Here is a 12,657-nt window from a genome sequence, read left to right on the forward strand (position 1 = left end):
CAACTATTCGACCAGCGTTCGGGCAAGCGCGAAGGCGTCGCGGAAATCGAGGATTTGCGGCTCGTCGGCCTCGATCATGCGTTTGAACAGGCCGGATTCGGTCTGATATTTGACGTTGCCGATGGCCAGCGCCCCCACCCCTAGCGCATTCGTGCCGCCGATCGCCTTACCGTTGTCCATCACCTCGATCTCCTCGCTGCCGGAGGGAGGCACGGCGTTCACGTCCGCGGCGACGAGGAGCCCGGACGCCTGCTTCAACTGGTTGGCGTCGAGCACGCGAATCCCGGCTCTCGCGGCCGAAAGGATCACGTCAGCCTCCTTCAGAATGGCGTTCTGCTTCGCTTCATCGGAGCCGTCGGCGGGCTTCACCTCGACGCCGAAGCGGTCCTTGATCTCCGTGGCTCGATCCTCGACGCGCTTGAGGCCGCTATAGCCGACGATCGTCACCTTGGCGCCTTCGAGGGCGGCGATGACGGCGGCCGAGTAGCCGACGACGCCGGTCGCGCCAAAGACCGCGATCGACGTATCCTTCAACGACCGGTCCTTCTTGTCCTGCAACAGCTTTTCGACGCAGGCGACCATCGCCGCCGCCGTGGTAAAGGAGCCGGCCGGATCGGCGACGAGGTTGGCGCCGAAGGGCGGCACCAGCGCCTTCCTGGCCGCGTCGATCATGTCGAGGGCGAGGATCGCGTCATTGCCGCCGAAGAAAAGGCCCGACGCCGTCCCCCATTTCGGCGGGCGCGAAAAGATGACGTCTTGGACAAGATCGGCGACCTCGCCGAGTTCGACGTTTTCGTATGGCACGACCGCGTCATAGCCGGCGTCGAGCGCCATGTTCACGTCGAACGGGCTGACATGCTTGTGCGGGGTGAGCATGTGAAGAATGTTCTTCTCGGTCATTCCCGTTCCTCCAGAAATTCGTTGTCATTCGCCCGGTCGAATGGCCGGGCGGGTCTCGCCGCTTCGCCGCGGCCTAGCCCGCGCCCGCTAGTTGCCGGCGCGAAGCGCGCTCGACGCCGGCACCGCGATTGCGTCCGGCGACGATGCGGATGTCGAGGTCTTGTGCCGTGCCCTGGGCCCGCGTCGCGTCAACCAGCCGCTCAGCCTCTTGCGCCGATGCGGCGAAGGCGAAGCCGGTCGGCCCCCAGGAGCTCTGGCCGATGCCGTGGGCGCCGCCTTCGGCGAGTAGGGAACAGGCGCGCGCGACGCGCGGGCTCGCGAAGACGCCGCCCTGCGCCGGGGCGAAGTGGCCGCCGACCATCTCTTGGATGGTCGCGATGGAGTCGCCGAAGGCGGCGATGTCCGCTTCGGCGAGGCCGGGCAGCGTCTGCATCAGCACCAGCCGGCAGATTTCCGCCGTTTCGCTTTCCGGAAACGGTGGCAGGGCGTCGAAAGCCGCGATCTCGTCCGGTCCGTGGAGACCCACATTGGCCGGCTCGAGAACGAGGATGACCCGCCAGTCCGTTGGAAAGGGAAAACGCGAAATGATCGGCGGTGGTCGGTCTTGCGTGCGCTTGCCCCCGTCGACGGCGAGACCTCCCTGGCCGAAGAACGACGCGCCGAGGCCGGAGCGGTTGCCGCGGCCCAACCGGGCGGCGTCGCCGGCATAGTCGGTCGGAAAACCTTCGAGGGTCCGCAGTCCGGCGGCGACGGCGAGCGCCAGCTGCGTGCCGGAGCCGAGCCCGGCATGGGCGGGGATCGCTTCCTCGATCGTCAACTCGTGGGCCTGGTCGACGCCCAGATGACGACGCATGGCGGCAAGATGCTCCGCCGCCCGTTCGGCGTCCGCGCCTTCGACGCGATCATGCCCGGCGCGGCGGATCGACAGGCACGTCGACGGGGCGTCGAGGGCAAGGCCGATGCCGCCGAACCGACGGCCGGACCGGCCGCCGGGATCGAGAAAACCCAGATGCAGGCGTGCGGGCGCTGAGACGTTGACGACGTCTTCTGTCACGATGTCCCCTGCTTTCGAGGTGCCCGCACCCTATTATTGCGACGGAAACGCATCGGGCAAGTGAGAGCGAGGGAGAAAATCGATGGCAGCCAGGACCTATTCGGACGCCGAAGTCGAGGAATGGCTCAAGGCGGAACTGCCGACCTGGCGCCTGGAGGACGGCTGGATTCGCCGCACCTACAAGACCGCGGGCTGGAAAGGCACGCTCATGGTGATCAACACCGTCGGTCATCTGGCGGAGGCCGCGTTTCACCATCCGGACCTGACCGCATCCTACGCCTGGGTGGAGGTGCGGCTGATGAATCACGCCGCCAAGGGCATCACCGCGTCGGACTTCGCCCTCGCCAAGAAGATCGAGGAGGTGGTGATGTGGCAGCCGGGCAAGCAGGATGGCCCGCTGCAGGGTACACCCGACGATCCGCGCTTCGCCTACATCAAATACGACAAGAAATAGACGGTTACGCCTTCGCCCTTTGACCTTGGCGGGCGAGGCTGTAGGTTTGGTACACGGGCACAGAAAGCGAAGCGACTTGCGCAAGGCATGGATCGAGGGACGGCCGGTGTCCATGGAGGAAGCGGTTCGGGCGGCGGCCAACCTCATCAGCCGGAGCCGGCTTCCCCTTATCACCGGACTGACGACCGATCTCGCCGGTATGCAGGCGGCGATCGCGCTCTGCCGTATCGCTGGCGGCGTGATCGATCACGCGGGATCGAGTGATATCTATCCGCTGATTTCGGCGCTTCGCGACGGCGGCATGATGCTCGGCGCGCCGGCGGAAATCCGGCGCCGCGCCGACCGCGTGCTGATCGTCGGACCAGACGCTTTCGACCCGGCGCCAGACCTGCCGCAATTCCTCTTCTCGAACAGACCCGATCTCGGCAAGCGCACGGGCGGTGCCGAGCGACAGGCGCTGTGGCTCGGTGCGCCATCCGATGGCTCGACCTTGCCGAACGCGGTCGTGGTCGAGCCGATAGACTGCCCGGCGGACCGGATCGTCGATGGCCTCGCGATGATCCGGGCCGCGCTCGCCAGGCATCGGTTCGGTGACGGGCCACTTTCGGCCGAGCACGCGCATGACATCGCGGCATGGCTTCGGGAGGCGGCCTTCGGCTGCGCGATCTTCTCGCCCGCCGCGATGGACGGCCTCTGGCTCGAGATGCTCGCCGGCCTGGTCTTGGACCTCAATGCCGAGACCCGGTTCACCAGCCTGCCGGTGTTCGGCCGCGATCAGGCCTATGCGGCCGCGATGGCCAATACCTGGTCGACCGGCTTTCCGCTGCGCACGAGCTTCGCGCGCGGCTTTCCCGACCACGATCCCCAGCTTTTCGAGGCGGGTCGACTGCTCGCCTCGGGCGAGGCGGATCTTGCCATCCATGTCGCGGCGCTGGACGGGACTGGAATTGCCGAGCCGGAATGGGCGGGGCGGGTGCCGGCGATCGCCGTCACCGCGCCCGGCGATGCCTGGACCGCTACCCCCGCGATCGGCGTCGAGGTTGCCATGGCCGGCCGCGATCACGATGGCGTCCTTTTCGACGGCACATTCGGCAGCTTCGTGCCGGTTCCGGCAAGCGCGGAAAACGATGCGCCCCCGGCGGCCGCCATTCTTGCCACGATCGCGGCGGCGCTCGGCGAGGCGTCGCGATGATGACGCGGCTGAAGGACGGCCATATCGTCGATCCGGCGAACGGCCGCGACGCCGTCGCCGACCTGTTCATCGCGGACGGCCATATTGTCGATCCACCCGCCGACGGCAGCGCGCCCGGCGAAACCATCGACTGCAAGGGCCTGATCGTCATGGGCGGGGCGATCGACATCCACTCCCACATCGCCGGCGGACATGTGAACACGGCGCGGCTGCTGTTGCCGGAGTTCCATCGCGCCTTCCAGTCTCGGCCGGGCGCGACGGCGCTGTCGAAGGTCGGCTGGACGACCGAGGAAACCGGGCTGCGCTACGCCGAAATGGGTTTCACCACCGTCGTCGAGCCGGCGATGGCGCCGTCGTCGGCGCTGCACGCCCATCTCGAACTCGCCGACATCCCGATCATCGACACGGCGACGCTGGTCGTCCTCGGAAACGACGATTTCCTGATGGGGATGATCCGCGACGGCGAAAGCGAGAACGCGATTCAGGATTATGTCGCCTGGACGGTCGCGGCGTCCCGCGCGCTCGGCGTCAAATGCATCAATGCCGGCGGATCGGCCGCCTTCAAGGAAAATGTCCGCCACTTCGGCTTCGACGACTAGGTGCCGGACTACGGCGTGTCCTCACGCAGGATCGTCAAGTCGCTGCAGACGGCGGTGACCAGGCTTGGCATTCCGCATCCGCTACATGTCCATTGCAACAATCTCGGGGTCCCGGGGGATGCGGCCGCGGCGGCCGGGGCGACCATCGCGGCGGCCGAGGGTGTGCCGCTGCATCTGGCGCATCTGCAATTCTACGGCTACGGCGCCGGCGGCAAGCGCGGGTTCTCGTCCGAGGGCCAACGGCTCGCCGAACTGGTCAACGCGACCGTGGAGATCACCGTCGACATCGGCCAGGTGATGTTTGGACAGACGGTGACGATCTCCGCGGACGAATTGCGGCAGTTCGCCGGGCGCGGCCAGGCGAGCCCACGCAAAACGGTGATTTTCGACCACGATGCGAATGGCGGCGGCGTCGTGCCGATGGATTACAGACAATCGAGCTATTTCAACGCGCTGCAATGGGCGATCGGGCTGGAGCTGTTCCTTTTGATCGAGGATCCGGCCCGCGTGTTCTTCACCACCGACCATCCGAACGGCGCGCCGTTTACCGCCTATCCGGACATCTTCGCGCTGCTGATGGATCGCGGCGTGCGCCAGCGCTGGCTGGAAACCCTGCCGAAATCGGTGCTGGACATGACGATCCTGCCGGATATCGCCCGCGAATACACGCTGAAGGAAATCGCCACCATGACCCGCGCCGCGCCGGCGCGGCTGCTCGGCACCACCGATCGCGGCCATCTCGGCAAGGGCGCCGTCGCCGATGTCGCGGTCTACCGGCCCGGCGACGACAAGGCGGCGATGTTTAGCCGCGCCGCCTATGTGTTCAAGGATGGCGTTCTCGTCGTGAAGGACGGGCAGGTGGTCACCCGTCCTTCGGGGAGAACCCTCACCGTGCGGCCGGAAGCCGACAAGGCGATGGCAAAGCGTCTGGAGACCTATTTCGACGAGCGGACCGGCCTGCCGGCGCGATGGTTCCAGGTGCCGGATTACGCGATCGGGCGCGACGATCCATTCAAGGTGGTGCCATGCCGGACATGAGCGAAGGCGCGCCGCACGGCACAATGACGATCAACGGCGTCGCCATCGACGACAGCTTCGCCGAAGCCTTCCCGATGCGCGGCACGGCGATCCAGGTCACCGCCGACAGCGAAAAGTGGGCGCTGGAAGCGGCCCGCTCCTTCACGGGCTTTGCCACCTCGGTGATCGCCTGCGGCTGCGAGGCGGGGATCGACCGGGTGCTGACGCCACGGGAGACCCGCGACGGCCGGCCGGGCGTGCGTATCCTGATCTTCGCGATGGACACCAAAAGCCTGGCCGCGCAACTCGGGACGCGGCTCGGCCAGTGCATCCTCACCAGCCCGAGCTCGGCCTGCTACGCCGATCTCGCCAGCGACACGATGATCGATCTCGGCTCGGCGATCCGCTATTTCGCCGATGGCTGGCAGATCTCCAAGAAGTTCGGAACCCGGCATTACTGGCGAATTCCGGTGATGGAGGGCGAATTCGTCTGCGAGGCGAAAACCGGCGTCACCAAGGAGGGTGTCGGCGGCGGCAATCTCCTGTTCATGGCGGCCGGGAGCCGGCAGGCGCTCGCCGCGGCCGGGGCCGCCGTCGCGGCCATGCGGGACGTTCCCGACGTGATCATGCCGTTTCCAGGTGGCATCGTGCGCTCAGGCTCCAAGATCGGCGGCAAATACAAGGGCATGATGGCCTCGACCAACGAGGCCTATTGCCCGACCCTGAAGGGGGTGACGCGATCCGCGCTCGGTCCGGAGATAGGGTCGGTGCTGGAGACCGTCATCGACGGACTGTCGGCCAAGGCGGTGGCAGACGCCATGCGGGCCGGGCTGAAAGCCGTCATCGATTTGGGGCCGGAGGAGGGGGCGCTCAGGATCGGCGTCGGCAATTTTGGCGGCGGTCTCGGCCCGCATCACTTTCACCTCAAGGATCTCGTGCCATGAGCGGCCTGACCTTCCGCAAGAGGGCGGAACCCGATCAGCGCCTCGATCTGTCGATCCTGACGCCGGGCCATCTGGCGAAGCTTGACCTCTCCGAGATCGCGGCGCTGCCGATCGGCACGACGAAGCAGCTCGTGACCGTCGGGGACATCTTCGCCCTGTCCGGCAACGACCCCGCGATGATCCGCTTGGAGGGCGGGTCGGAGCGCTTCGACCGGATCGGCGAGGCGATGGACGGCGGCGCGATCCATGTCGATGGCGACGCCGGCTGGCGGATCGGCCGGCTGATGCGCGGCGGCCGGCTAACCGTCACGGGCTCGGTCGGCGGCCTCGCCGGCTCCGGCATGAGCGGCGGCTTCCTGTCGATCGGCGGCGATACGGGCGATTTTCTCGGCGGTCCGATGGCCGGCGAGATGGTCGGCATGCGCGGCGGCGCGATCCGCGTCGGCGGCAGCGCCGGCACGCGGGCGGCCGACCGGATGCGGCGCGGCACCATCGTTGTCGATGGAGCGGTGGGCGAGAACGCCGGCAGCCGCATGATCGCCGGCACGCTCGTGGTCGGCGGGCTGGCGCGCGGCGCGCCGGGGCGGTTGATGAAGCGCGGCACGCTGGTCCTGTGCGGTGGTGCCGAACGGCTCACTCCCACCTTTCTCGACAACGGCCCGGCGGATCTGCTGATCCTCAAGCTGATGGCGGAGGAATTCGCCGCCGGCGACATCGGTGGGGTGCCGTTCGATGGCGCGCCGATGCGCCGCATCGGCGGCGACACCGCCGTTCTCGGCAAGGGCGAAATCTTCTTGCCGCTGAGCTAACGGCCGCCGCCCGGTCACGATCGCGGTACTGCCGCCTTTCGGCTGGGCGGATTCCTGGCCGGGTCGCCGGGGCCGTGATCAAGTTCGCATCCAAAAGACGATGTCGCCCGTATCTCACGACACCACGACGATGTCGGCAGGGCATCGGCGCATCCATCCAGGGAGAAACGACGGACATGATGATCGATCTGATCCTGACAGTCTGCATGGCGTCCAACCCCGCGAGCTGCAAGGAAGAGCGGCTTTCCTATCAAAGTCGTGGCTCGCTCGCCCAATGCATGATGCTGTCGACGCCCTATGTCGCGGCCTGGGCCGGCGACCATCCGCAATGGGCGATCAAGAGCTGGCGCTGCGGCTGGCCGGATGAGCGCAAACAGCCGATCTGATCGGCGGTTATCGTGCTTGCTCAATTTTTCGGCGAAATCGGTCGCGCGCCATGAATATGCATAAAATATAGGCGACGCAGCCCTGGCGCAGTTTCGCCACCGCGTCTGCGAAGCCGCCGTCACCGGGCTGTCCGCGCCTCCCTGCGGCCATTAACGGCATTTGGCACGCGCTTTGCAAACCATCCAGTCGTGATCCCCGATGACAACGGGGGGCGAAACAACTGGAGAGCGCGTATGACAACCCCCATCACTTGGCTTCGCGGCGCCGCGGCCGCGGCCACCATGGCCAGCGTGGCGCTGACTGGCGCTGCCGCCCAGGAGAAACCTTCCGGCGAGCCGATCAAGGTCGGCGTCCTGCATTCGCTGTCGGGCACGATGGCGATCTCCGAGACGACCCTCAAGGACGTCATGGAGATGCTGATCGAGGAACAGAACGCCAAGGGCGGTCTGCTTGGCCGGCCGCTCGAGGCGGTCGTCGTCGACCCCGCCTCGGACTGGCCGCTGTTTGCTGAAAAGATGCGCGACCACGTCTCGGCACAGGAGGTATCGGCGGTGTTCTGCTGCTGGACGTCGGTGTCGCGGAAATCGATCCTGCCAGTGGCCGAGGAACTGAACACGGTCGTGTTCTACCCGGTGCAGTACGAGGGCGAGGAATCCTCGCGCAATATCTTCTACACCGGTGCCGCCCCGAACCAGCAGGCGATCCCGGCCGTCGATTATCTGATGGAAGAGGGCGTCGAGCGCTGGGTGCTGGAAGGCACCGACTACGTTTATCCGCGAACCACCAACAAGATCCTCGAGCAGTATCTGAAGGACAAGGGCGTCGCGGCCGAGGACATCAAGGTCAACTACACGCCGTTCGGCTTTTCCGACTGGCAGACTGAGGTGTCGTCGATCAAGGAGTTCGGCGCGACCGGCAAGAAGACGGCGGTTGTCTCGACGGTGAATGGCGACGCCAACGTGCCGTTCTACAAGGAGCTCGCCAATCAGGGCATCGAGGCGACCGACATCCCCGTCGTGGCCTTCTCCGTCGGTGAGGAGGAACTCGCCGGTATCGACACCGGGCCGCTGGTCGGCCACCTCGCCGCCTGTAACTATTTCCAGTCGGTCGACACGCCCGAAAACGCCGAATTCATCGAGAAGTGGAAAGCCTATATCGGCGACGACAGCCGTGTGACCAACGACCCGATGGAAGCCCACTATATCGGCTTCAACATGTGGGTGAAAGCGGTCGAAAAGGCCGGCACCACCGACGCCGACGCCGTCATCGCCGCGCTCCCGGGCGTCGAAGTGCCGAACCTGACCGGCGGCACCGCCAGGATGCTGCCCAACCACCACATCACCAAGCCGGTGCTGATCGGGGAGATCAACGAGGAGGGCCAGTTCGACGTGGTCGAGGAGACCGATCTCGTCGAGGGCGACGCCTGGTCGGACTTCCTGCCGGATTCCAAAATGCTGAAAGCCGATTGGACCGATCCGATCAACTGCGGCAACTACAATACCGAAACCGAGAGCTGCGGCAGCGAACAGGCGGCCGCCAAATGAGGCTCCGCGGCTCCTAGACGTCCGCCTTCCTCCCAAGGCGCGACCGAGCGGGGGCGGCCATGCCGGCCGTCCCCGTGACCTTCCATCCCGATCAGGACGCTCCATGAACGATCTTCTGCGCTGGTGCCTTGTCGGCCTTTTTGCCCTCGGCGGCGCGCTCCTGCCTGTCGCCGCCATGGCCCAGGACGGCGATCCGGCGGCGATCATCCAGAAATTCGCCGGCAAGCAGAGCTTCGACGACACCGAAGCGGTGATCGCCGAACTCGCGGCCACCGGCGAACCTGAGGTGGCCCGGGCATTGCGCGCACTGTCGGCCGGCGACCTCTACTGGCGCGAATCCGACGAGCAGGTGTTCATCGTGACCGGCAAGGGCGATGAGGTCACATTGCGCGATCCGCTGACCGGCGCCGAGGCGGGCACCGCTCCTTCCGGCGATCTCAAGAAGGTCCGCATCAAGAATTCGATCCGCAACGCCGTCACCGGCGCGCTCGGCAGTTTGACGCTCCGCGCCGCCGACCCGAATGTGCGGCTGCGCGCCGCCTCGACGCTGTTTTCCGACGCCGACCCCGACATGCTGGAGCCGATCGAGGCGGCGCTGGCCGAGGAAACCGATCCGGGGGTCCGGGCCCGGATGGAAGAGGCCCGTGCGTCGGCCATCCTCGCCTCCGACCGGCCCGCTGCCGACAAGGCCGAGGCCGCCGCCATCCTCGAAGCGCGGGGCGACCGCGAATCCTTGACGATGCTCAGCCGTTTTGCCGCCGCGACCGACGATCCGGCCGCCAAGGCAGTCGTTGAAGCGGCGATCGCCGGGATCGAGAGCAATATCGCCTTCTGGAACCAGATGCAGAACATCTGGTACGGCCTGTCGCTCGGCTCGGTGCTCCTGCTCGCCGCGATCGGCCTCGCCATCACCTTCGGGGTGATGGGTGTGATCAACATGGCCCATGGCGAAATGGTGATGCTCGGCGCCTACACCACCTTCGTGGTGCAGGAGGTGATCCGGGCCGACGCGCCCTGGCTGTTCCCTTGGTCGCTGGCGATCGCCCTGCCGCTGGCCTTCCTCGTTTCCGGTTTCGTCGGCCTGGTCATGGAGCGCGGCATCATCCGCTTTCTTTACGGTCGGCCGCTGGAGACCCTGCTCGCGACCTTCGGCGTGTCACTGATACTCCAGCAGGCGGTCCGCACGATCTTCGGCCCGACCAACCGCCAGGTCGGCAATCCTGACTGGATGTCCGGCGCCTTTGACATCGGCCTGATGTCGGTCACCTGGAACCGGCTGTGGATCATCGTCTTTTCGCTGGTCGTCTTCGCCGGGCTGCTGATGGTGCTGAATCGCACCGCGCTTGGTCTGCAGATGCGGGCCGTCACCCAGAACCGCAAGATGGCGTCGGCGATGGGCATCCGCACGCCGTGGGTCGACGCGATGACCTTCGCGCTCGGCTCCGGCATCGCCGGTATCGCCGGCGTTGCGCTTAGCCAGATCGACAACGTCTCGCCCAGCCTCGGCCAGGGCTACATCATCGACAGTTTCATGGTCGTCGTCTTCGGCGGGGTCGGCAATCTGTGGGGCACGCTGGTCGGCGCGATGAGCCTTGGCGTCCTTAACAAGTTCCTCGAGCCCTATGCCGGGGCGGTCCTCGGCAAGATCGTCGTGCTCGTCCTGATCATCCTGTTCATCCAGAAGCGGCCGCGCGGCCTGTTCGCCCAAAAGGGAAGGTTCGTCGACGCATGATCCTTTCTCGTTTCCTCGGCCCAAGGGTCTTCATCCTCGTCGCGGCGCTTCTGGCCGCCGCCGTGTTCGTGCCGATGGCGAGCCTGTGGCTGCCGGCGAGCCATCCGCTGCATGTGCCGGCCTATCTGGTGCCCCTGTTCGGCAAATATGTCTGCTACGCGCTGCTGGCGCTCGCCCTCGATCTGGTCTGGGGTTATGTCGGCATCCTGTCGCTCGGCCACGGCGCGTTTTTCGCCCTGGGCGGCTACGCCATGGGCATGTATCTGATGCGCCAGATCGGCACGCGCGGCGTCTATGGCGATCCGGTGCTGCCCGACTTCATGGTGTTTCTCAACTGGCAGGAACTGCCCTGGTACTGGACCGGCTTCGACCAGTTCTGGTTCGCGGCGATCATGATCGTCGTCGCGCCCGGCCTGCTCGCCTTCGTCTTCGGCTGGTTCGCCTTTCGCAGCCGCGTCACCGGGGTCTATCTGTCGATCATCACCCAGGCGATGACCTATGCGCTGCTGCTCGCCTTTTTCCGCAACGACATGGGGTTTGGCGGCAATAACGGCCTGACCGACTTCAAGGAGCTGCTCGGCTTTCCGCTGCAGGCCGCCTCGACCCGTGCCGGGCTGTTTGCCGCGAGCTGCGTCGCGCTGGCGCTCGGTGTCCTCCTCGTCGGCTGGATCACCCGCTCGCAGCTCGGCAAGCTGATGGTTGCGGTGCGCGACGCCGAAAGCCGGACCCGCTTCATCGGCTGGCGGCCGGAGCATGTGAAGCTGTTCGCCTTCACCGTCTCGGCGGTGATGGCCGGCATTGCCGGGGCGCTTTACGTGCCGCAGGTCGGCATCATCAATCCGGGCGAATTCGCGCCGGTCAATTCCATCGAGATCGTCGTCTGGGCGGCTGTCGGCGGGCGTGGCACGCTGCTGGGTCCCGTCATCGGGGCGCTGCTGGTCAATTTCGGCAAGAGCACCTTCACCGCCATCGCGCCGGAATCCTGGCTGTTCGTGCTCGGCGGCCTGTTCGTCTTCGTCACGCTGTTTCTGCCGAAGGGCATCGTCGGCACATTCGATCATGGCTGGGGCGGCTGGCGCGCCCGCCGCGCCTCGACCGAGGCCGAGAAGGGGGAGGCGGCCGCGATGGACGACGTGCAGCCCTTGCCGAACCCGGCGGAGTAAAACGATGAACGATAGGAACCCCGCCAGCGAAACGACCCGGCCCGCCCAGTCGGTGGTTTCGCCGCACCCTTACGCGACGCAGCGCGCCGCCCTGCTCGCCGAACAGGCGGCGGGGAGCAAACGCAGGGACACGCTGCTCTATCTTAACGGCGTCACCAAGAGCTTCGACGGCTTCAAGGCGATCAACAACCTCTCGCTGGTCGTGGCGAAGGGCGAGATGCGGGCGATCATCGGACCGAACGGCGCCGGCAAGACGACGATGATGGATATCGTCACCGGCAAGACCCGGCCGGACGAGGGCGAGGTCTATTTCGCCGGCGATGTCGATCTGACCCAAGAGGACGAGGCGGCGATCGCCAACAGGGGGATCGGCCGCAAGTTCCAGAAGCCGACGGTCTTCGAGGGGCACTCGGTCGAGGACAACATCCGCCTGTCGCTCGCCGGCTCGCGCTCGATCTTCGGGGCGCTGCTGCATCGCAAGGACGCCGCCGAGCAGTCGAAGATCGACGGAATCCTCGCAACCACCCGCCTTGGCGAGAAGCGGCGGACGCCCGCCGCCGACCTCAGCCACGGCCAGAAACAGTGGCTGGAGATCGGCATGCTGCTAGCCCAGGACCCGGAGCTCCTGCTGGTCGACGAACCGGTGGCCGGCATGACCGATGCCGAGACCGAGGAGACCGCCCGGCTGCTCAAGGAGATCGCCCGGACGCGCTCGGTCGTCGTCGTCGAGCACGACATGCATTTCGTCCGGGCGCTGGGGGTCAAGGTCACCTGCCTGCACGAGGGCTCGGTGCTGTCGGAAGGCTCGCTCGATCATGTCTCGGCAGACCCGCGCGTGGTCGAGGTTTATCTGGGGCGATGA

11 protein-coding genes and 1 pseudogene are annotated in these 12,657 nt (G+C 66.4%); 10 read left to right on the top strand and 2 right to left on the bottom strand.

The window, feature by feature from the left end; all coding sequences use genetic code 11:
* Positions 1 to 3: 3 nt before the first annotated feature.
* Positions 4 to 900: an NAD(P)-dependent methylenetetrahydromethanopterin dehydrogenase gene (locus tag MJ956_RS00460; RefSeq protein ID WP_253962517.1), complete on the bottom strand. Its 897-nt coding sequence runs from the start codon at positions 898 to 900 to the stop codon at positions 4 to 6.
* A 73-nt stretch (positions 901 to 973) separates the two neighbouring features.
* On the bottom strand, positions 974 to 1,954 hold the full coding sequence (locus MJ956_RS00465; RefSeq protein WP_253962518.1) for a beta-ribofuranosylaminobenzene 5'-phosphate synthase family protein: 981 nt from the start codon (positions 1,952 to 1,954) through the stop codon (positions 974 to 976).
* A gap of 82 nt (positions 1,955 to 2,036) precedes the next feature.
* Between MJ956_RS00465 and MJ956_RS00470 the strand changes: the two genes are divergently transcribed.
* From MJ956_RS00470 to urtD, 10 genes and pseudogenes are all read left to right on the top strand, one after another.
* Complete coding sequence (locus MJ956_RS00470) at positions 2,037 to 2,408, top strand: 4a-hydroxytetrahydrobiopterin dehydratase (protein ID WP_253962519.1); 372 nt, start codon at positions 2,037 to 2,039, stop codon at positions 2,406 to 2,408.
* A gap of 76 nt (positions 2,409 to 2,484) precedes the next feature.
* On the top strand, positions 2,485 to 3,600 hold the full coding sequence (locus tag MJ956_RS00475; RefSeq protein ID WP_253962520.1) for a molybdopterin-binding domain-containing protein: 1,116 nt from the start codon (positions 2,485 to 2,487) through the stop codon (positions 3,598 to 3,600).
* A pseudogene (locus MJ956_RS00480) lies at positions 3,597 to 5,237 on the top strand (formylmethanofuran dehydrogenase subunit A). Before MJ956_RS00475 ends, MJ956_RS00480 begins: the two are co-directional and overlap by 4 nt.
* Positions 5,225 to 6,160 (top strand): formylmethanofuran--tetrahydromethanopterin N-formyltransferase, encoded by a 936-nt coding sequence (gene fhcD / locus MJ956_RS00485; RefSeq protein ID WP_253962521.1) that lies wholly within the window; start codon positions 5,225 to 5,227, stop codon positions 6,158 to 6,160. The pseudogene MJ956_RS00480 and the gene fhcD overlap by 13 nt, the downstream one beginning before the upstream one ends.
* The gene (locus MJ956_RS00490) at positions 6,157 to 6,969 is read left to right on the top strand and encodes a formylmethanofuran dehydrogenase subunit C (protein ID WP_253962522.1); all 813 of its coding nucleotides are present in this window, start codon (positions 6,157 to 6,159) and stop codon (positions 6,967 to 6,969) included. Before fhcD ends, MJ956_RS00490 begins: the two co-directional genes overlap by 4 nt.
* 176 nt (positions 6,970 to 7,145) lie before the next feature.
* On the top strand, positions 7,146 to 7,355 hold the full coding sequence (locus MJ956_RS00495) for a hypothetical protein (protein ID WP_253962523.1): 210 nt from the start codon (positions 7,146 to 7,148) through the stop codon (positions 7,353 to 7,355).
* A gap of 234 nt (positions 7,356 to 7,589) precedes the next feature.
* Positions 7,590 to 8,900, top strand: coding sequence for an urea ABC transporter substrate-binding protein (gene urtA, locus MJ956_RS00500; RefSeq protein ID WP_253962524.1), 1,311 nt, complete (start codon positions 7,590 to 7,592; stop codon positions 8,898 to 8,900).
* Positions 8,901 to 9,003: 103 nt separating this feature from the next.
* The gene (gene urtB, locus MJ956_RS00505; protein ID WP_253962525.1) at positions 9,004 to 10,632 is read left to right on the top strand and encodes an urea ABC transporter permease subunit UrtB; all 1,629 of its coding nucleotides are present in this window, start codon (positions 9,004 to 9,006) and stop codon (positions 10,630 to 10,632) included.
* Entirely contained in the window at positions 10,629 to 11,795 is a 1,167-nt protein-coding gene (gene urtC / locus MJ956_RS00510; RefSeq protein WP_253962526.1) for an urea ABC transporter permease subunit UrtC, read from the top strand. Before urtB ends, urtC begins: the two co-directional genes overlap by 4 nt.
* 4 nt (positions 11,796 to 11,799) lie before the next feature.
* Complete coding sequence (gene urtD / locus MJ956_RS00515; protein ID WP_253962527.1) at positions 11,800 to 12,657, top strand: urea ABC transporter ATP-binding protein UrtD; 858 nt, start codon at positions 11,800 to 11,802, stop codon at positions 12,655 to 12,657.

Origin of the sequence: Aurantimonas marianensis, from assembly GCF_024195285.1 — a bacterium.
GTDB lineage: Bacteria > Pseudomonadota > Alphaproteobacteria > Rhizobiales > Rhizobiaceae > Aurantimonas > Aurantimonas marianensis.